The organism is Porphyromonas endodontalis ATCC 35406 (genome assembly GCF_000174815.1).
In the GTDB taxonomy this organism is placed as follows: Bacteria; Bacteroidota; Bacteroidia; order Bacteroidales; family Porphyromonadaceae; genus Porphyromonas; species Porphyromonas endodontalis.
On the sequence record NZ_ACNN01000029.1, the window covers coordinates 22,563 to 42,787 of the forward strand.

The 20,225-nt window shown below is 49.0% G+C and carries 14 protein-coding genes; 7 read left to right on the plus strand and 7 right to left on the minus strand.

Annotated elements, in window-relative coordinates:
• The first annotated feature begins 18 nt into the window (after positions 1-18).
• From POREN0001_RS07115 to POREN0001_RS07145, 7 genes are all read left to right on the plus strand, one after another.
• Positions 19-1,476, plus strand: coding sequence for a bifunctional metallophosphatase/5'-nucleotidase (locus tag POREN0001_RS07115; protein ID WP_040581245.1), 1,458 nt, complete (start codon positions 19-21; stop codon positions 1,474-1,476).
• 128 nt (positions 1,477-1,604) lie between these two features.
• Positions 1,605-3,719 carry a TonB-dependent receptor plug domain-containing protein gene (locus POREN0001_RS07120; RefSeq protein WP_147286661.1) on the plus strand — a complete coding sequence of 705 codons (2,115 nt, stop codon included), beginning with the start codon at positions 1,605-1,607 and terminating at the stop codon, positions 3,717-3,719.
• 192 nt (positions 3,720-3,911) lie between these two features.
• Entirely contained in the window at positions 3,912-5,393 is a 1,482-nt protein-coding gene (gene proS / locus POREN0001_RS07125; protein ID WP_040581248.1) for a proline--tRNA ligase, read from the plus strand.
• Positions 5,394-5,471: 78 nt separating this feature from the next.
• Positions 5,472-6,149: a 7-cyano-7-deazaguanine synthase QueC gene (gene queC, locus POREN0001_RS07130; protein ID WP_004334440.1), complete on the plus strand. Its 678-nt coding sequence runs from the start codon at positions 5,472-5,474 to the stop codon at positions 6,147-6,149.
• Between the two features lie 66 nt (positions 6,150-6,215).
• Entirely contained in the window at positions 6,216-8,207 is a 1,992-nt protein-coding gene (locus tag POREN0001_RS09620; protein WP_004334579.1) for an AAA family ATPase, read from the plus strand.
• Between the two features lie 371 nt (positions 8,208-8,578).
• Positions 8,579-9,058, plus strand: a complete 480-nt coding sequence (locus POREN0001_RS07140; RefSeq protein ID WP_040581252.1) for an HU family DNA-binding protein — start codon at positions 8,579-8,581, stop codon at positions 9,056-9,058.
• A 103-nt stretch (positions 9,059-9,161) separates the two neighbouring features.
• Entirely contained in the window at positions 9,162-10,001 is an 840-nt protein-coding gene (locus POREN0001_RS07145) for a hypothetical protein (protein ID WP_004334436.1), read from the plus strand.
• Between the two features lie 98 nt (positions 10,002-10,099).
• Here the strand turns inward: POREN0001_RS07145 and POREN0001_RS07150 are convergent, their stop codons facing one another.
• From POREN0001_RS07150 to POREN0001_RS07180, 7 genes are all read right to left on the minus strand, one after another.
• The gene (locus tag POREN0001_RS07150) at positions 10,100-10,432 is read right to left on the minus strand and encodes a DUF2149 domain-containing protein (RefSeq protein WP_004334439.1); all 333 of its coding nucleotides are present in this window, start codon (positions 10,430-10,432) and stop codon (positions 10,100-10,102) included.
• A gap of 7 nt (positions 10,433-10,439) precedes the next feature.
• The gene (locus tag POREN0001_RS07155; RefSeq protein ID WP_004334552.1) at positions 10,440-11,024 is read right to left on the minus strand and encodes a MotA/TolQ/ExbB proton channel family protein; all 585 of its coding nucleotides are present in this window, start codon (positions 11,022-11,024) and stop codon (positions 10,440-10,442) included.
• Between the two features lie 4 nt (positions 11,025-11,028).
• Positions 11,029-11,805: a hypothetical protein gene (locus POREN0001_RS07160; RefSeq protein WP_004334463.1), complete on the minus strand. Its 777-nt coding sequence runs from the start codon at positions 11,803-11,805 to the stop codon at positions 11,029-11,031.
• Entirely contained in the window at positions 11,798-16,123 is a 4,326-nt protein-coding gene (locus POREN0001_RS07165; RefSeq protein WP_004334473.1) for a cobaltochelatase subunit CobN, read from the minus strand. Before POREN0001_RS07165 ends, POREN0001_RS07160 begins: the two co-directional genes overlap by 8 nt.
• Before the next feature lie 74 nt (positions 16,124-16,197).
• Positions 16,198-18,207, minus strand: a complete 2,010-nt coding sequence (locus POREN0001_RS07170) for a TonB-dependent receptor plug domain-containing protein (RefSeq protein WP_004334615.1) — start codon at positions 18,205-18,207, stop codon at positions 16,198-16,200.
• Positions 18,208-18,249: 42 nt separating this feature from the next.
• The gene (locus tag POREN0001_RS07175; protein WP_040581261.1) at positions 18,250-18,930 is read right to left on the minus strand and encodes an HmuY family protein; all 681 of its coding nucleotides are present in this window, start codon (positions 18,928-18,930) and stop codon (positions 18,250-18,252) included.
• Positions 18,931-18,984: 54 nt separating this feature from the next.
• Positions 18,985-20,208, minus strand: a complete 1,224-nt coding sequence (locus POREN0001_RS07180) for a hypothetical protein (protein WP_004334432.1) — start codon at positions 20,206-20,208, stop codon at positions 18,985-18,987.
• Positions 20,209-20,225 lie beyond the last annotated feature (17 nt).

Here is a 20,225-nt window from a genome sequence, read left to right on the forward strand (position 1 = left end):
ACTAAGCACTATGGAGTTATGAAAAAACACCGTACCTACATTCAAATCCTGGTCTCCTTATTATTGGGGATTCAGTTCCTTTTTGCCCAAGAGAAACCTACAACCATTACGTTTCTCTCTGTAAACGACATGCATGCAACCCTCGACCGCTTCCCTCGCTTTGCCTACATGGTGGATAGTCTACGCGGTCTTTACCCCGATCTCGTGCTCGTATCGGCAGGAGACAACCAAACAGGCAACCCCATCAACGACCAGTTCTCTCCTAAGGGATACCCCATGGTCGCTCTTATGAATGCCGTTGGGTTTAATTACTCCACGGTGGGGAATCATGAGTTCGACTCGCGTCCCTACGGCTTTGCCCTCCTCACACAAGAGGCTCAATTCCCCTTCATCTGTAGCAATGTAGAGGTAGAGCCCTATATCGGTATACGTATACTCCCCTCTACCGTGCACACATTCTACGACAAGGGGGTACGCGTTGCCCTCCTCGGTGCCGTACAACTCGAAGCCGACGGCAAGCCGGCTACGCACCCCGATTGGCTACATGGGATCAAATTTGAGCTCGCAAGAGACGTCCTCCCCAGGTATAAGGATATGCACGACCGGTGCGATGCGACCGTTCTCATCAGCCACTTGGGGCTCGAAGAAGACCAAGTAGTAGCTGCTCAGAACCCCTGGATAGACCTCATCATCGGGGGGCATTCGCATACCTATCTACCTGCCCCCATCGAAGTCGGTAGCGTCTCGATCTCTCAAAGTGGATGCAAACTCCAGCACCTCAACATGATGCAAATGACCCTGCATAAGGGTAAAGTAATTGCCAAAGAGGCGCACTCTCTACCCATTGACCCCAAGGCAGGGAAAGAGAAGAAAGAGGTACGCGCTCTCGTGGATCAGTTTAATAACAATCCCGTCTTCTCCGAAGTAGTAGGGACAGCCCTCGACAACTTCACTTCGTACGACCAGCTCGGTTACTTTATGGTAGATGCCTACCGATCGATGACAGAGAGCGACATTGCCGTTCAAAACAACGGAGGTGTGCGTATATCCAAGCTCCCCAAGGGAGATATAACCCGTCGGGACATACTCACACTCGACCCCTTTGGCAACGAAATGATGGTGGCAGACCTATCGCTCGATGAGCTTAAAGCACTACTTCTATCCGGTACAGTGCGAGAAGAAGAGCACCGACCCTTCCTTATCTCCGGCGCTACTGCCCACTACGTCTTCACCCCCGACAAAAAATGTACCTCCATCGAACTGCGCGATGCAAAGGGTAAACCCCTTAGCCCAAAGCGTCGCTACAAAGTGGCTTATAACTCTTATATCAATGCAGCTTACCCCTACGAACACAAGCAGCCGGCTGTAGGACAGGGCTACAACACGGCAGAGGCAATTATGCGTTACATTGGGCAACTAAAGAAAGTCCCCTCGTACCAAAAAGCGTCCCCTCGCATTCATATCAAGGTAAAGTAAAAGAAATGCAACGTTAATCACTAAAATAGGATAGAGAGAGTGTGTGTGTAACAAGCGTACCACACTCTCTATCGTATAGCACGATAGTATGATACTCTCAAATAACAACTCTCAATCCCTAAGAAGAAATGTTTAGAAGATTATTCCTCAGCATGGGCTGCCTCGGTCTCTTGTCGCTCCCCATGTACCTCATGGCGCAGCAGGATAGCACAAGTCTTGCTGTCCCTAGCAAAGAGCTCGAAACCGTAGTAATCAAGGCAGAGCCTGTACGAACGAAAAGCGACCGAGTTGCTTTTTCGATTCCCGAAGTAGCGCGCAAAAAAGCGGCCAACGCTATGGATCTCCTTACCGTACTACCGGGTGTGGCTATGAATCCCGAGACGCGCAAACCCGAGATGATGAACGGGGAGCGTTTTCTTATTCTCATCAACGGAGTACAATCGGACGTAAGCATCTTACGATCCATGCCCGCCGAAGAGATAAAGCGTCTAGAGATCCTCGATATGGTACCCATGCGCTATCGTGAGTATGACAAGGTGATTAACGTACTTACCTATGGCAACTTCCGCGGAGGGAGCCTCGCCGGAGACCTTGTACAGAGCGTCTCTCCCATGCTTGGGATGAGTGATGTATGGCTGCAAGGGGCAGCCTTTGGCAAAAAGGATATGTTTGCCGCAACTTACTACTTCTCTCGCCGAGAGTATAAAGAACGCATCACCGATAAGGAGCAGAGTTTTACCCTCCCTAGCATTGGCAAGATCTCTAGAAAGAGCCGCCTCGAAGATGCCTTTGGCTATCGCCTGCACCTACCTACCCTAACCTATCAGCGACAAGAGACCGGCAACTATACCCTACAACTGGTATCGGCCTCCTCTATCATACCCGACCATGCTGTGGGAAGTGGTACGATAAATGAGAATGGAACAGAGCTTTCGACGAAGAGTAGCAGTCAATCTACAAAGGTAAAGTCTTCTGTGGATCTCCTCTTTATCAAAGAGATAAACAAAAAAAATTCGCTCTCGTTTAATGCTGTATGGACGGGGATCTTCACCGATAGAACAGATACCAATCACGAAGAGAAAATCAGCAACAAAGAGGTGGTCTTTAGTGACAAAGTAGTACAAGACCTCAAGAAAAATTCGCTCATCTTGCAAGCGGACTATGCACATACCTTTGAGTCTCCTACCCAACTCTCTCTTGGGTATCGCTACTACGGAGCAAAGCTAAACTCCATCGTAACCAACTCTTTTTTCGAGAATAAACCGAGTGTAACAACGCAAAACAACCACTCGCTCTATGGGGATTTCTCCTACAAACTCGGGCAGGTAAACCTCTCCCTTAAGGGTACATTGGATTACCTACACAGCAATTACTATGGAGCCCGCCAATCCTCTTTAAGTCCCCAAGTGTACCTCAATGCCAAGTACATAATAGACAAACATAATGCCCTACGTCTGCGCACAAGCTATACCTATTACGAGTCTCAGCTAGGCTCCCATGCTGAGAATATGCGCTATCTAGAGCAATACATTCTCTATCGAGGGAACCCCAATCTCAAGCCAACCCGTAGCCTTGGAGCGAGGGTAACCTATAGCCTGACCTATCCCAATCTCTATGTAGAACTAGCCCCGATAGCTCACTGCAATTGGGGAGACGAATACAACGATTACTTCTTAGAGAAGGACCCCAAAACGGGGCGTGAGTACCTGGTCACCACTCCCGTGAATGCGCGCTATCGTAGAGGCTATGGTACGAGCTATAACCTGCAATACGCTCCGTGGATGAGCGATAAAGGTAGCTTGGTATTCAAGACCTCCGGCGATGTTTATAACATACGCATTGATAGAGGTGACGACCGTGCTGCCATCCAAAAGTGGCTTGTTCCACTCAACTACTCGGTGGAGCTCAATTATGGCAAATGGGGCATCTATTACAGGGGTAATCTCCTAAGGAATGGTATGGACGGCTTAGTGGTAAGCAGTAAGGAGAATCAATCTTCTCTAGGGCTTAGATACACCACAGGGCCTTGGACGTTTAGGACCGATTGTCTTTGGTTCTTGACCGAATGCGAGTACCTCTCGCACACAGTGCCTCAAAGCCTGGTACAGAGCAGGGCTCGTACTCATATCCGCGACGACCGCTCGGTAATTCGCCTCAATGTTGCTTTCGACTTCTCTTGGGGCAAGAGCCGCAGCGTATCGACTCAAAAACTCAACGAGGATAGCGACTCAGGGGCATTCTAACCCCTCCCCTCTCCTTCTCTCGGGCAGGCTTCCCCATTCATCAAGCGGGAGGTCTGCCCTATTTCTTTTGTTCCGCCTCACCGCAACCAGCCCTTTACCTCCACTATCCACAGGGCATTTGTGCAAGGGGGGCGATACTTTTTGACTACCTTTGCGGCAGAAATAAACGAAAAATCAGCAGTAATTGCACGTATGGCAAAAGAGATTAAGGAGCTTACTCCCCGCAGCGAAAACTATTCGCAGTGGTATCAAGACTTGGTGACTAAGGCAGATCTTGCAGAGAACTCTGCCGTTCGAGGCTGCATGGTCATTAAGCCCTATGGCTATGCTATTTGGGAAAAAATGCAAGCCGAGCTAGACAAACGATTTAAGGAAACAGGGCACGTCAATGCCTACTTCCCTCTATTCATACCCAAGAGCTACCTAAGCCGCGAAGCAGACCACGTAGAGGGGTTTGCCAAGGAATGCGCCGTAGTAACTCATTACAGACTCAAAAACAGCCCGGATGGAAGCGGCGTAGTGGTAGACCCCGAGGCTAAGCTCGAAGAAGAACTCATCGTACGCCCCACCTCCGAGACCATCATTTGGAGTACGTATAAGAACTGGATCCAAAGCTACCGAGACCTACCCGTGCTCTGCAATCAGTGGGCAAACGTGGTACGTTGGGAAATGCGCACACGTCTTTTCTTGCGCACTGCCGAATTCCTCTGGCAAGAGGGACATACAGCACACGCTACTCGCGAGGAGGCTGTAGCCGAAGCCGAGAAAATGCTCGAGGTATATGGCGACTTTGCCGAGAAGGTGCTTGCCGTACCCGTGATCCGTGGGGTCAAGAGCGAGACAGAGCGTTTTGCCGGAGCCGTAGATACCTACACCATCGAAGCTCTTATGCAGGATGGTAAGGCCCTACAATCGGGGACTTCTCACTTCTTGGGGCAGAACTTTGCCAAAGCCTTCGATGTGTACTTCCTCAACAAAGAGGGGCAACGCGAATTGGTTTGGGCTACCTCATGGGGTGTTTCCACTCGCTTGATGGGGGCTCTTATCATGTCGCACTCCGACGATAACGGGCTCGTGCTCCCTCCCTCTCTCGCTCCTATACAGGTAGTAATTGTGCCTATTTACAAAACAGAGGAGCACCTCGCTACCATACGTGAGCGTGTAGAGCCGCTAATCAAAGACCTACGCGCTAGAGGCATAAGCGTTAAGCTCGACGATAACGACAACAAGAAACCCGGTTGGAAGTTTGCCGAGTACGAACTCAAGGGTATCCCTGTACGCCTTGCCCTCGGCGCACGCGACCTGGAGCAGGGTACGGTAGAGGTAGCTCGTCGTGATACGCTTACCAAAGAGACGGTTGCCTTCGAAGGCATTGCCGATCACATCGAATCGCTCCTCCAGAGCATCCAAAAGAATATCTACGACAAGGCTCTCGCCTTCCGCGAAGCAAGCACTCGCACCGTAGATACCTACGAGGAATTCAAGACAGAGATCGAGAAGGGCGGGTTTATCCTAGCACACTGGGATGGCACCCCCGAGACCGAGGCACGTATCAAAGAGGAGACCAAGGCGACTATTCGTTGTATCCCTCTTGGCGGAGACCCAACGCCCGGGGTATGTATGGTAACGGGCAAACCCTCTAAGCAACGTGTACTCTTTGCACGAGCTTACTAATCCCCAATAACAACAAGACCTTAGAGGGTCACTGCCTTGGTGCAGTGACCTTCTAAGGCTTTCTTTTTCTTTGTACGTATGCTGACAACTGCGCATAATGGCGCCCGAGATGGACTTATCGTACTCTCCGGAGGGCTGGATAGTACCACCCTGCTCTACGACTATCGCGATGAGATTGCCCTAGCCGTTACCTTCGACTATGGCTCCAAACATAACCAAAGGGAGATACCATGCGCCCAACACCATTGCCGGCAATTGGGCATCGAGCACCTAATCATTCCTCTTGGCTTTATGGGGCAATACTTCCGTAGCGACCTACTTCTCTCGGGCGGAGAGATCCCCTTGGGGGCATATAACGAAGAGAATATGCAAGCCACGGTGGTACCCTTTCGCAATGGCATCATGCTAAGCATTGCCGCCGGACTTGCCGAGAGCCGAGGGCTGAAACGCCTATTTATTGCCAATCACTTTGGCGATCACAACATCTATCCGGACTGCCGAGCCACTTTTGCCGAACCTATGGCAGAGGCCATCCTGCAAGGGACCTCCAATAGTGTAGAGCTTGCTGCCCCCTATACCCACCTCTCCAAAAGTGAAATTGTAGCTGTAGGGATGCCCCTCGGGCTGGACTACGCCACCACCTGGAGCTGCTATGTAGGCGGAGAGACGCAGTGTGGCGAGTGTGCCACGTGCCGTGAACGCAAAGAGGCCTTTGCCCTTGCAGGCGTCCCCGACCCCACCTCCTACCTCCAATAAGGCAAGCTGTGCCCTCCCCCTTCTTTGTAAGGAAAGGGGGAACACCCCAAACCCAACCGACCCACAATGAGCGACCCACTAATCCGTATCCCCGACCCCGAGAATCTGGAGATGCAATACCTTCTACAACTTGTAGAGGAGACCAACCGCAATATCTTTCTCACGGGGCGAGCCGGCACGGGTAAAAGCTCACTTCTGAGGCATGTCAGTGCCCACACCAAAAAGGAGCACGTCATACTCGCCCCTACGGGTATCTCCGCACTCAATGCCGGGGGGCAAACCATCCACTCCTTCTTCCGTTTACCCTTTAGTCCCATTCCGCCGAGCGACAAGGAACTCCTCCGCAATTCGCTCAAACGCATTCGTAAGGAACAACGTAAGCTCATCAATAAACTCCAATTGATTATCATAGACGAAGTATCTATGGTGAGGGCGGATATTGTGGATGCCATAGACTATTTGCTAAGGGTAATCAGGGGGCTTATGTCTACGCCTTTTGGGGGCGTGCAGATGCTCTTTGTGGGCGACCTCTTCCAACTCGAACCCGTGGTAACGAGGGGCGAGACGGAGATCATCAACCGCTTCTACGCAACGCCCTTTTTCTACGGAGCTGCCGCCTTCGATACCCAAAAGCCCCTTATGATCGAACTCAACAAGGTGTACCGGCAGACCGACCGCACCTTTGTTTCCATCCTAGACCATATACGCACCGGCAACACGTCCGACCAAGATGTAGCTCTCTTGAATGAGCGGAGCGGACAAAACGCAGCCCTTGCCTCCTCTTCGGACTTCAACATAACCCTCACCTCGCGGCGAGATCGCGCCATGGCTATCAACGAGAGTCAGCTGGCTGAGCTGGAGAGTAAGAAGTCCGAATTTAAGGGTTCGGTATCGGGCGAATTCCCCGAGAGTAGTTTACCCACAGATCTTGCACTTGCCCTCAAAGAAGGCGCGCAGGTGATGTTTATTGCCAACGATCCCAACCACGAGTGGGTCAATGGCACGCTGGGGCGATACCTAGGGGCAAATGAGGAGTTCGGCTTTATAGAGGTGGCATTGGAGGATGGGAGAGAGTGCCAAGTAGAGCCTTACACGTGGGAGAACAAGCGATATTCGCTCAACGAGGAGAACAACACCATAGAAGAGGAGGTGATAGGACGCTTCACGCAGTACCCTCTGCGTCTCGCCTGGGCTATTACCATACACAAGAGTCAGGGGCTAACGTTCGACCACGCCACTATCGACTTCTCCGACGGCACTTTTGCGGCAGGACAAGCCTATGTAGCCCTTAGCCGATGCCGCTCGCTCGAGGGAATGAATCTCCTCCGCCCCTTCCGCAAACAGGATGTAATCACCCGTGCTTCTATCATCGAGTACTACCGCGCCGCCGCCAATCCGCAGCAACTACAGGTAGCTCTGGAGGAGAGCCATGCCTACTCTCTCTACCAATCCGCCCTCATGCTACTCAATAAGGGCGACCTCCATCAAGCCATTACGCTCTTTGGTCAGGCTCTTAACGAGAAAAACATCTTCGACTCACCCCAGGCGCGCAGACTTCTACTCCACAAGCTCTATCAGGTAGAGGGCGTAATCGAACAGCAGAAAAAGAAGACGAAAGAGACGAAGAAGGATAAGGCGCAGCTCGAGAAGTTGGCTCTTGAGTACATAGAAATGGGCGATCAGTGCCTTGATGAATATGACGATCCGACTTCGGCGCTCAACAATTACGACAAGGCTCTCGCGCTCAATCCGCTCCATCCCACAGCCCTAGCACGCAAGGGCTTTGCACTACGCTCTCTCGGACGCATCAAAGAGGCCCACAAGCTACTCAAGGAGGGGTACGAAAAACTATTCCGACACCTAGAGGTGGCCATGCAGTTTGCCTTCACCAATCTAGAGATGGGGGCGGATAAGGAAGCCTATAAGATAATGAGCCGATCTGTGGTGGAGCATCCCGGTAATAAGCCCCTCTTGACCAAGCTAATCGAAGTGTCCGAACAACTCGGCTACTCTGAGGAGGCGCACCGCTACCAGACGATGCTCAACAACCTCGACTAACCCGCCCTACAGAGCCCGAGAGACATCTCCCCTCCCCCCGAACCTCCCCTAAAAACACGACTTCTTTACCGATAGCTCCTGCCCTTTCGTCCCCTACTTTTAGGGTTGCAGGAGAGCTATCAACGACCCTACAGAAAATTCCTCATTAGCTTTCAAGAAAAAGCTAATGAGCTTTTACCGGATTCCTAATGAGCTTTTTGGAGAAAGCTAATGTGCTTTCTGATGACACCCAATTAGCAGCCAAGAAAATGCCTATTGCGTTTTTCTAATAAATTAATTACCTTTGCATCATCAAATGAAAATATTAACTCACAAAGCGAACTCCTCCGACTTTGTGAGCTAAAAACAAAGGAGGAATATCTTACTAAATCATGGCAAACAAGCCTTTACAGTTCGTTCTTGTAGAACGAAAGATGACTATTGGTCCTCAAGCAGGAAAAATTGTGCAAGTAGCCCAGCCTACGGGCAGACATCGTGTGGATTTTCGCAGTTTCTGCGAGCGTGTGGCAAAGTCTACCACGTTTAATCGTCAGGAAGTGGAAGCAGTTTTGAACTACGCCACCGAAATTGCACGCGACATTGTAGCCAATGGCGACATTGTTGAGTTCGGCGACTTAGGTACGCTCAAGCCCTCTTTCAAGAGCAAAGCAATTGAGAAAGGGAAGACTTTCCGTGCGCAAGAGCACATCGAGAAACCTGTAGTACTGCTCTCTCCCTCTAAGAAGTACTTCACTCTTACCGACGTGAGCTATGAGCAGACAACAGCCAAGGCTAAGAAAAGTACGAAGCCCGGGGAAACTTCCAAGCCCAAACCCAAGCCCAACGAAGGCGGCGGCAATGCTAATGAATAAGTGACCTCCCCAAAAACAAATGAACGATGCGGAGCGACTCCATTAGCAGGCAGTCGCTCCGTGCATATCTTAGAACCAAAACGAACCTTATTCTGATAAGAATATGAATGAAAAGAAGAGAAACAATGCTGAAAAGAAAGCAGAAGCCCGAGCACCTCGCCCCACTAAGGTGAATAAGAAGAATACAAACAACGATGAAAAATACGTACTATACGCCGATATAATGGGCTTCAAAGAGAAGGTCATGAGGACAAAGCACGCCGATCTAAAGAAAGAACTAAAGGGGCTAAGGGCAAAGTTAGATGACTGGTTTTCCCCTTTCCTTGAGAATGTAAAGACATTCAAAGTTTCTTTCTTCTCAGATTCTATCCTTATTGTTGAGGAGAGTTCACCCCTAGGATTCCAGCGCATATCCATAGCTGCAGTAGGATTAATGCAGTTGTCTTTACATCATAAATTCCCCATCAAAGGGGCGATAGCAAAAGGGGAGTTTACCTATGAAGAGAAGGAACAATTGTTTTTTGGACAAGCTATCATTGACGCTTTCCTACTAGAAGAGCAAATTCACTACTATGGAATTGTAGCCCATCATACTATGGAGGAAGACATCAAAAAATACTCTAATGGAATGGAAATAAATGCCCTCAGACATAGAGAGGAAAGCAACCCCTATATTCTAAGTCCCATTCCACTGAAGAATGGAAAGATAACTCACTATCATTTGGCCTGTAATCTACTAGGAAGTGTACTAAAAATAGAAGATGCAACAATAACAAACAAAAGATTTATCTCTTGGTTAGAGGGAATCTATGGAACAGTTTCGGGGGCTCCTCGCATCTATGTAGATAATACGCTACGAGTTCTAGAGGAGGACTTGCGTCTTTACGAAAAAAACCTAGAAAAACTAGGGGATGTGGAATTTCCTCTCAAAGCTTTCCAGTAAAAGACAATCAAGAGGGAATAAATCAAGGGCTGACTCCACACACACGATGAAGTCAGCCCTTTTGCGTTATGCTCTTCGGAGCGGGAAAGGAGGGATCGCTACTCTTCGGGGATGTAGATAATCTCGCCGTTCTCTAGCTGGTAAGCAACGCCTACACGCTTCCCTTTGTTGCCATCCTTCGGATTGGCGGTGTCGTTGCTTGGCGTGTACTTCTCAATCTTTTCCCCCTTCTTCATGATGATCTCCATATTCTCTTTCCCAGGGTTCTTTACGATAGTGTAGTCCTCTTGGCTGAAGACTTCCGTCATATTGAACTTGGTCACCAGAGCCACCATGAGAGCCAAGGCAAAGACCATGGCCACATCGAATAGATTGGATACGAGAGAAGAGGGATCCGCCTCTTCTTCCTCAAAACGTCTGCGCTTCTTCATGATCCGATTATTCGTTGTCGAGCTTCTCGTTTACATAATCCAACCAAATAAGGTCGTGGTGGTGATAGCTGCGCAGGATATGTAGCGCAATGTAGCCCACAGCGGAGGTAAACATCCCTATCACGGTAGTGGCAAAAGCCACCTGCATATTGTACGCCATGCTGGCAATGTCTCCGGAAGAAAGCCCAACCAAAGCAGGCCCCATAGGGATAAGTGTACCCATAAGCCCGAGGATAGGGCCGAACTTAGTGAGTATCTTGGCAGCCCCGAGGCGATGCTCCACGGCTAGGTCATACTCCCCGATAAGAAGATCCCGACGCGCACGATCACTCGTAAGCAACGTACCAAGGAGAAGATCGAAGGGGCCCTTTCGTTGCTTAGCAAGAACGGATTGCAGAGCCGTTACATCAAATTGGCTCTCTTTGCTGATTACCTTTGAGTAGGCATCTTGGCGTCTGCGGTGCGTTTGCCACGTACCAAACAAAGTCCCCAGCATCAGCAGCGAACGGATAAACAGATAGAGCAGAGCTACTACTACGGGTACCAATAGTCCATTGGAAACCCAAAACATAGCGTTGGATAGATAGTGCATACTTTTATTTAGAGTTATTAGTTGTGCGTTTTTTCAGTTTAAGTTGGATATAGGGAATAACCCAATGTGAGAAGAGATAGCCGACGACTCCCATACTCAAGACAAAGAGAATGAGATAAACAACCATCAGCCAATCCACGTCGGCTCCGGTTCCTCGCACGGCACTATCGGGGTGCAATACTCCGGCAGCCACCACCACGAAGAAAAGCAGAAGGGAGAGCAAAATAGCAAGTTCTCTCAGTAGTTCGTCGCCCATCCCTATGGCTCGCAATAGGTAGGGAGCAGCAAGGGTCAGCAAGGCCACTACGGCCATCAGCGCAAGAGTTACCCCAAGGAAAGAAGCCCCCGGGAAGACGTAAAACAATCGTAGACGTACGTAGAAAAGTGTAGGGAACATCATAATGGGGGCGAAGCTACGAGAGAGCGTACGCCACCACTTCTGCGAGTAGGTACTACGGTGTACGCAGAGATAGACCACATAGAGAAGGTCTACCATTACCAAAAGGGACATATCTTGCAGAGCCTGTGGCGTGTAGAGCAGTTCCTCTAGAGCGTGGAGTTTACTATTCATCGTAATAGAATGCACCACAGCCAGGAACGCCACATACAGCAAGGCATGCCCTCCACGGACGATAAGCCCTAGGTAGTTCCCCCTCTTAGATGCCCCCGAAGGCGAGCCCTCCCTTTTTGCTAAGAGAGAAGCTGCCTTCGAGTGTATCCCCTCCTCTATCATCCATTTGAGGATGGCAAGAAGAGCAACAATCAATAGTATTTCACTCATTACTCTGCTGACGTAACTTGCGCCTACGATAGATCACAAAGATGATAATGAGAACCACCACTACCCCAATGGCCACAAACAAGAAGAGCTGAGAGGGGCGTTCTATGACTGATGTATCATCGGCGTTTAGTTCCTCCTTCTTGAGAAGTTGGGCATCCTTGCTTTGCTCGCTCGAGAGATTGCGCACCTTCTGAATGGCTTTTTGGTAGTTCTGTTGCTGTTCGGCAGGGATTTCCTTGGCAATGAAATCTCTCAATTTTGCATTGTCGCAAACAAATCCACTGCACCCCGCTCCAAACTTTTCTATTTCCTCAGCGTGTAGCTCGGCAATTGCCTTTCGCTGTTCGGGCGAGGCATTCCACATTCCCTTGCGGATGGTCTCCATCATCACCGCCGTGATCTCCTGGAGGGCAGCAGGGTTGTTTTGCTCGAAAAAGTCTCGGATCCCCAAGTCCTTATCATCCTTGATATAGGTATTGTATATATCGTCCCAGAGTTCCTTGTCTATGGCAGAGGGTTTCATTACGTTCCATCCATAGGTATTGCGGATGGTCTCGGCGAGAGCAGATGCAGCTCCTTGCCCCTCTTTGGTTACCTCTTTGATGTAGGTAGGATTGAGTATGGTAGTACGTGCCTCTACACCTATGGCTTGCTTCATCTCCTGTACGCGAGTACGATGATGGTTGCGCAAGTCGTTGAAATATCCATCGGGGTCTTTCCCTGTTACTTGGCGCACGGTAAGGGTCAGACCTCCCATAAATTCGTAGATATGGTCGAGGCTTAACGGACCCCATGAGTTGCTTTGGCGCGGTTGTACCACAGCGTCTACATTTTGCAGAGCCGCCTCAAACAATCCGGCTTCGAAGTCTCCCCATTGTTCACTGCTACCGTATATGGCTCCCATGTTATTGAGGTATACGTCGGCAATCTCCGACTCCTTTTCCCATCGGTCGCCACTCTCTACCATCTCTTGTATCCCTGTGCCATAATTGCCATTGACACCGCCAAATACACGCTGCGTACTCAGGGAGCGAGCCTCGTTGGGCGAAAGTCCCTTCTCGAGCAGTACCTTTTCGGCATCAACAGCCCCCTTGGCTACCTCGTTGTCCTTCTCTCCGGTCTCCTTGGCAGCTAGGTCTACCGCCTTCTGTATAAGATAGAGACGAGAGGCGGCAAGATCGCGCAACTGACCCGAGGTTTGTACCACTACGTCTATACGTTTGCGGTTGAGTTGCTCCATGGGGATAAGCCTAATATCCTGTACACGCCCCATCATATCTCGCACAGGTTCACACCCGAGTAGATAGATGATTTCTGCTATTGTAGCCCCTTCACTCTCGATAAAGCTACTACTCCAAAGAGAGAAGCTAACCTTTTGCGGTAGCTCTCCATTGTGACGCTTTTTATAGTCCGCAAGGAGGTCTTCTGCCAGCTTCTTTCCCTTATCCCAGGCCGCCTTCGTAGGCGTAGTCTCGGCATTGATGGAGTAGAGATTGCGTCCTGTGGGGAGCGTCTCGGGGTTGGCAATATAGTCACCACCCGGGGAGGGCGCAAGGTAACCGCCATTGAGAGCATTCACAATAGAGGATAGCTCCCTTTGGGGGCTTTGCATGAGTTTATCGTAGTAGCCTACAATGGCATTGATGGAGTGACGGAGCTGTTGCATGCTGGCAACAAATGCTTTTTCGTCGGGCGATAGAGCCTCTTGCTGCATTGCCTTCATTGCCTCCATCATAGCAGGGGGCATCTTGCCGCTCCCCTTCTTGTCCATTCCTTGAGGCATACCATCCGGGTGACCACCCTTCTTGTCCGCCCCTTGAGGCATACCGCCCGGGTGACCACCCTTCTTATCCTTTCCTTTCGCTCCCATGGAGGCAGGTTTCTTGCCACTCATTGCCCCCATCGGCATACCCATACCACCGCCTTTCATAGCTCCCATAGAGCCCATCATAGCGGCATTATTGGCTTCCGTTTTGGCAATAAGTTGCTCGGCAAGGCGACGCTCCTCAGCCGTAACGCCTAAAGAGGTGAGCACAGCCTCCGTATTTACTTGATGCGCGGCTAGGGCTTGACGCACTACACGCTCGGCAGGTTCTCGGTAATGCTGAGTAAAGAACCGTTCATTATCTTGCTGCTTTTGGGTGTACTTGCCTCTGTGGCGATCGAGTGCAGCAAGGGCATAGGCAATAGGATCGGTAGCAATGTGTAGCACCGAACTATGGATCTTCTCACGAGAGAAGGCAATACCCGTACGGTACATCCCTCCCGGTATTTTGCTTACGGCAAGCTCCTCGGCAAAGTCGGATAGACTCTCTATTTCTTCCCTACTGTAGGGTTTTGTACGAATGGAATCTAAATGAAGATCTCTGTGGAATCCCTTTTTGATCGCCAGGTTTTTGATGCGAAGAGATAGCTCTTGGTTATCTGTTTCGCTTGCTAAGTATTGATCCGTTAGTTTTAATAGATCGGCCACATCGCCCCGAAGTCTTGTTTCGATAAAAGGAGGTGCGAGATACGAAACCGTCTCTCCATAGCTTCTGCGCTTCGCTATCATCGCCTCCCCAATGTTGGCAATTGTATAGTAATATATATGGGGGAGATCGTTGATCATGCGGTCTGTCCAATCCTCTTGCGAGAGGGCAATTTGCTTGCCGTTGATAAACTCAAGACTACCATGCGTACCAAAGTGCATAATTGCATCGGCACGGAATCCTTTTTGCACCCAAAGGTAGGAAGCCACATAGGGATAGGGGGGAAGAGGATTAGCACCATGCACTGCCTTGAAGTCATTATCGCCGACTCCTTGACCCGGCTGAGGGAGAAGCACCACATTACCAAAGGGCACGGCCGTAACGGCAATACCCTCTTTGTCACCTTTTCGCATGGTATAGTACTCCCCGGGAGCAGCTCCATACTTTTTGGCAAGTGCCTCTCTTTGGTTGGGGGTAAGGACGGCATTCATCCAGCTTTGTAGGCTATCCGTAGAGACGAATTGGGGGTATCCCTTAGCAATAAAGTCCGCAAGAGCCCCCTCTGCATAGCTATTGAAGAGCGCGCCTTGGGTCATCACCATTTTCTCAAATTCGGCTTCCGTAGAGGGCAGACCCGTGACCTTGTACCCTTGGTTGCGTAGCTCTAACAACACGTTATAGAGCGAGGGAAGCACCTCTATCCCCTGAGCAACGAGGCTATTCTGTCCCGGACCTTTGAAGTAGTAGATGGCTACGCGCTTCTCACTGTTGGGTTTGCGCTTGAGCGATATATAGTTATTGACCAGTCGGGTAAAGGTCTCCAGACGATCCGGGATAGCATGGAAGTATTGCAATCCACTCTTACTATCGCGCTCCAAAGCCACAAGAGCAAAGGGTATCATAGCCCCGTCAATCTCGGGCGTGGAGACGCTTTGCGAGAGGAAACCTCCCACCAAACCTTGTTTATCGGCAAGCCAATCTTCCCTCTCGGCAACAATGGTAAGAGGGGCTATAATAGGTATATTCTGCTGCTGGAGGTAGCTGATAGCAGGGTCTGTATTGCCCGATAGCATTTTGCCATGGGGCATGTAAATTAGGAGATCCGGGTTAATCTCTTGGATTATTTTTAGGCGATCTCCCCCGGCAGAGAAGGGATACACGTTGAGCCCACTCTCCTCCAAAGAGGATACTATTTCATCTATATGCTCTCGGTTGGAGTTGGTGGGAGAAGCGAAACTAATGAGCATGGCAACCTTAGGAGCTCCCTCTTTGTAGCCATTGCTTTTGTAGTAGGCTTCGTACTCTTTGAGGGAAGAGAAGAGATCATCGTCCGTCTTTCCGTAGAATACATTTTCTCCAAAACTAACGGGTTTTTCTATGCTCCCCTCTCGGAGTGATTTACCCAATATCTCCTTACGGATATAGTTGAATCCCGATCTATAATTCTTAGCCCCTCCGTTGCTGAAATAGGAGACTACGAGAGAAGATTGCTCCTCGGTGAGGGAGGAGATCTCGTTATCGGGGCTTGTCGCCATGAATACTTGCACATGGCACTTCTTCTCTTCGATGAGTTTTTGTACCAGCTCTCGATCTTCGGGAGCCCACTTAAGCCCCATCCCAAAAGCGAGTACAAAATCATAATTCTCGAGTTGGGAAAGGTCGTCTTCTACCTTAACGGTTGCATTCTTTTCGTCGGCAGAAGAGATGGCACGAGCCACCATAAATTGGGGGAAGTTTACCAAAGCTACCCTGATAGGTTTGGGGCGGAATATCCCCCAAAGCACTGCAACTGCCACAAGAGCAATAGCTGCAAAGAGTAGCGTTTTTGTTCGTTTCGATAGTTTCATAGGAGTTTATTTCTTTTACGGGAAGTAGGGCGTTTTGAGGATGCCATCTAGATGGCTAAACCAAGGGAGCTACATCAGAATTGGAGACGAAGGGTCGCCGAGTAGACTCTCCCAGGCGTGGGCAAAACATTGGTATTGATAACCTTAACACGATAGTTGAAGAGGTTGTCGATACCCAAATTGAGATGGAAATTTCTGAAGAATCGTTGCTCTATACCAATACGAGCTGTGGCATAACCGGGCGTACGTTGCGGTGTAAGCAATGATTTGTCGTCATACTCCGACGAGGTAAAACCAGACATCCAACGCATCATAAAGAAGGCGTTAAGAGAATAGTTATTACTGAAGTATTTCCCATAGTCTAGTGCTAGCAAGGCAGAGTGTGGGTGGGTGGCCGTACGCAGTCCCTCATTACCCGCTTTGTCTTTTACCTTATGCCAGTCATGCGTATAGGAGTAAGAGCCACGCACACTAAACCCCCAGGGTAGGGCTTGCTGCCCCTGGAGCTCAAGACCAAAGATGCGACTCGTACCCTTAATGTTGTCATAGAATTGTTCGCTTTTCCCATCCCGTACCCTCGCTACAGTCTGTATGCGATTGTCTACTTTATTGAAAAAAGCATTGAACATTAGACTTGTCTCTTTGGCTTTATACTCAGTAGAGAATGAAACCATATGGCTCTCCTCGGGCTTCAGCGCCTCATTCCCATAGATCATAAACATGCCCAAGTGATCAAAAAACATATAAAGCTCTTGCATGGAGGGTGCACGATACCCCTGCGCATCGGTTAAGCGGAGAGCCAATTCTTCGGTGGGTTTGTACATGGCAGAGATACGAGAAGTATAATGCGCTCCAAAACCGGAATGGAGGTCGAGCCGACCACCATAGCTCAAAGTAACGTTATCAAGGACCGAGAAGATACCCTGACCATAGATTACCCCGCTCTGTATATGCTTAGGTTTCCCGTTGTTTAGCGTACGGAGGCGATCCGAAGCGACCTCGTCAAATAGGTACTCCCCCCCAAGATTGATGTGCTGTATCTTATCAATATCGTAGTTGTATTGTGCACGAGCATGGTGCATCTGCTGACGAAATACGGGTGCTTTGGGCTCCGTTGGGGCTAGAGGGAAAATAGAGTCTCTAGAATAATTGTTGTAGTGGTACGAGAGGTCAAGCCCCTGCTTTTCGCTGATCTGCCAGCGAACACCTGCTATACCATCGTAGGAGTGATAGAGGTAATTGATATGTTTTTCCCAAAGCTGACGACGCAGGTTGGCACGCCCTGTAAGGGAGAATTGTAGTCTCTCGGATGGTGTTATAGTGAGCTTTTCGGAGATATTCCAGGCTCTATTGCCCGTGATTTCGACCTCTCGTTTACTCTGCTCATCACGTACCGTATAGCCGTTGTCTTTTGTGAATTGTACCCCGGTTTGGCTTGTGAAGATTCCTTGTTTAAGCCCAATAGAAAGGTTCTCTTTGAGGTCTCGCCTACTATCTATCGTACTCGACACCCCCACACGCAAAGGCACTTTGGCTTGTCGGGTTATAATATTGATTACACCTCCAATAGCATTGGATCCATAGAGTGCAGACGATGCCCCTCGCAAGACCTCTATGCGCTCTATATCATCCGGATTGATACGATTGAAATCGATGTCACTCCCCGTACCTGCTGAAATTAGCTCCCCATCAATGAGGAATAGCAAGGAACTGGAGTTGAATCCCTGCATATTGATACGATCTTGTGACCCATGCTTTGTAAACTCTACCCCAGGAAGTACATACTGTAATAGATCCCGAAAGTTTTGTGGCGCAAGCATTTCTATTTCTTTTGCCTTGATAAGGCGTACAGGGATGGGCTCATTCTTCATGAGCCGAACAGTGCGACTACCCGTGCAAACTACGTTGTCTAGGGTATTCTCTTTAGCAATACTATCAAGTTGGCTTGCGTGAGTTTGGTGCTTCTCCTGCCCTGTTCCCTTTTTTTTATAGGTCTGTTGTGCAAGGGCTATAGGGCTAAAACTTGAGAATAAACACGCAAAAAGCAGGCCTTTTACAGCCTGCTTTAGGGTACAATAATTCATAGTCTTATTATACAAATAGTTAAAGAGAAGGGAGAATGGTTGTTACTTCACACTCACATTATAGTCGTAAGTGAAAGAGATAAAACCATTCTTGCGTCCCGTTTTGTCTTTACAATCGGTAAACTGAATGCGAGCGATCTTGCCATCGGCACACTTTACAAAGAAAACTTTGCCCGACAAACGAACGCGGGGAGGCATGTTGCCAAGGTCGTAATCAAGCCAACCTCCAGACATATCTCCTCGCTCGGTCTTCTTTCCTGTAATCAGATGATTGTAACCTGTTTGCTCGTGATTACTATCGTGAGAGCCACCTCCCATGCTAAACTTAATGGTTATAGTACCTATGGCATCAGTAACCCATCCTTCTGTAGGCACTTTGGTTGCCTTTTCCATCTCCGTTACACCAGAGAAGACGGCAGCACCTTTACCCTTACCACTTTCGCCACAATTGAGACGGATGTCAAAGCGATGAAAAGCGATATCCCAAGCGTCACTATTCTTGTAGTCACTCACTTCTACCTCTTTATTGTCCTTAAGCGAATAGTATACCCACTTCTCATACTTAGAGGCATCAACATAACCTTTCAATCCCTTTACCTCTTCTTGTGCGGGAGGATTAGGAGTTGGGGTAGGACCGGGTTTAGGAGTTTGGTTCGGGCGGCATGATGCAACCCCCAAAACCAAGCTAGTAGCTATAAGTGCCAAGAAAAATCTAGTTTTCATACTTCTGTAGTTTTGTTTTGCGATTATTATTGTGTTGAGTTCTCTTTTAGATCCTTAAAGGAGGACTTTTGCGTTTTGGTTCCCTGCCTTTAGGAGGTAGGTTCCATGAGATAGATCGCTTACCTCAAGAGTGAGGAGCTCAGAGGAGATAACGCCACGCTGTAGTAGGGCGCCTTCTGCATTGCAGAGGAAATAGGGCTCGCCTACAAGTTCGCTGGGAAGTTCTACAGAGAGACGTCCTCCGGCAACAGTGGGTTTAAGATTGTTCCCTACTGCAGGTATCAAGACGTTACTCATCGGGACGGATTCGTAGACAAACATTCCTTCGTTTTCGTCCTCATCTTCGCCATCATCTCCGGCCATCTTCATGACTTCTTTGCTAGGAGCTGTAGTGGGAAGGGTGTAAAAGAGAGGGAATCCGAGAGAGAAAATAAGGTTATTACGCAACTCGTAGTAGAGACTTCTAGCCATGGGAGGGACTGGGAAGAATACCTTATCACATACCAAACTCTTGTTCTCGTAAGTATAGGTAACGGGGAAGTCCGGGTCGCCACTTTCTAGCAAATTCCCTTCGTTGTCATATTTGAAAAGAAGTTCCCCATTTTTATTTCCGGTGTAAGAATTGTACCCAAGTTTTGTGATTTGTCCACGTTCGTTGTACTCAAGCACTTCGTCCATCAACTTCTCCCCTTCTTCGGGATAGGCAACTTGATCCAGCTTTATGATACGATCCTGCGCATCATACACAACCTTACACTTACGGAAAGGTGCCCAATTGGCAGTTCCCTCTACTCCTGCAGTAAAGATAGCCTCACTCTCTAGACCCTTTTCATTGTAGGTAAACTTACCTTCTACTGTTTTAGAAAGAGTCTCATCATCTTTATCCTCACCTAGTAGCTGATATACAGAGAAAGTGACAACCTGTCCTTGCTCATTACGCTTGTACTCGTTCCGCCTACTTACAATATCAAACTCACCTGTAGCCATCCTAGGACGACCATAATCATCGAGTCTAACGAAGTAGCCCTTTTCGTTGTAGTAGAAAAGAGTTCGAGACTCTAGAGAGCCGTTGTCATTGGTAACTTCAAGAGATTTTACATATCCCTTTTCGTCATAATTGTAGGTAAAGAGCTGACCATAATGCTTGTAAGACTTCAAGCGATACTGATACTTTGCAGGATCGCAGAAATACTCACGCTTCACGGCATGCTGCGCCCATGCCCCTACGATACTACTAGCACCTAAGAGCAGCGATAAAAATAATTTGTTGGCATTCATATTGTAATGGATTCATT

Bases quoted from the DNA above. Each gene is read 5' to 3' on its own strand.
- proS (WP_040581248.1), top strand. From the start codon at position 3,912: ATGGCAAAAGAGATTAAGGAGCTTACTCCCCGCAGCGAAAACTATTCG.
- POREN0001_RS07120 (WP_147286661.1), top strand. From the start codon at position 1,605: ATGTTTAGAAGATTATTCCTCAGCATGGGCTGCCTCGGTCTCTTGTCG.
- queC (WP_004334440.1), top strand. From the start codon at position 5,472: ATGCTGACAACTGCGCATAATGGCGCCCGAGATGGACTTATCGTACTC.
- POREN0001_RS07180 (WP_004334432.1), bottom strand. From the start codon at position 20,208: ATGAATGCCAACAAATTATTTTTATCGCTGCTCTTAGGTGCTAGTAGT.
- POREN0001_RS07115 (WP_040581245.1), top strand. From the start codon at position 19: ATGAAAAAACACCGTACCTACATTCAAATCCTGGTCTCCTTATTATTG.
- POREN0001_RS07170 (WP_004334615.1), bottom strand. From the start codon at position 18,207: ATGAATTATTGTACCCTAAAGCAGGCTGTAAAAGGCCTGCTTTTTGCG.
- POREN0001_RS07145 (WP_004334436.1), top strand. From the start codon at position 9,162: ATGAATGAAAAGAAGAGAAACAATGCTGAAAAGAAAGCAGAAGCCCGA.
- POREN0001_RS07155 (WP_004334552.1), bottom strand. From the start codon at position 11,024: ATGCACTATCTATCCAACGCTATGTTTTGGGTTTCCAATGGACTATTG.
- POREN0001_RS07175 (WP_040581261.1), bottom strand. From the start codon at position 18,930: ATGAAAACTAGATTTTTCTTGGCACTTATAGCTACTAGCTTGGTTTTG.
- POREN0001_RS07165 (WP_004334473.1), bottom strand. From the start codon at position 16,123: ATGAAACTATCGAAACGAACAAAAACGCTACTCTTTGCAGCTATTGCT.
- POREN0001_RS07150 (WP_004334439.1), bottom strand. From the start codon at position 10,432: ATGAAGAAGCGCAGACGTTTTGAGGAAGAAGAGGCGGATCCCTCTTCT.
- POREN0001_RS07140 (WP_040581252.1), top strand. From the start codon at position 8,579: ATGGCAAACAAGCCTTTACAGTTCGTTCTTGTAGAACGAAAGATGACT.
- POREN0001_RS09620 (WP_004334579.1), top strand. From the start codon at position 6,216: ATGAGCGACCCACTAATCCGTATCCCCGACCCCGAGAATCTGGAGATG.
- POREN0001_RS07160 (WP_004334463.1), bottom strand. From the start codon at position 11,805: ATGAGTGAAATACTATTGATTGTTGCTCTTCTTGCCATCCTCAAATGG.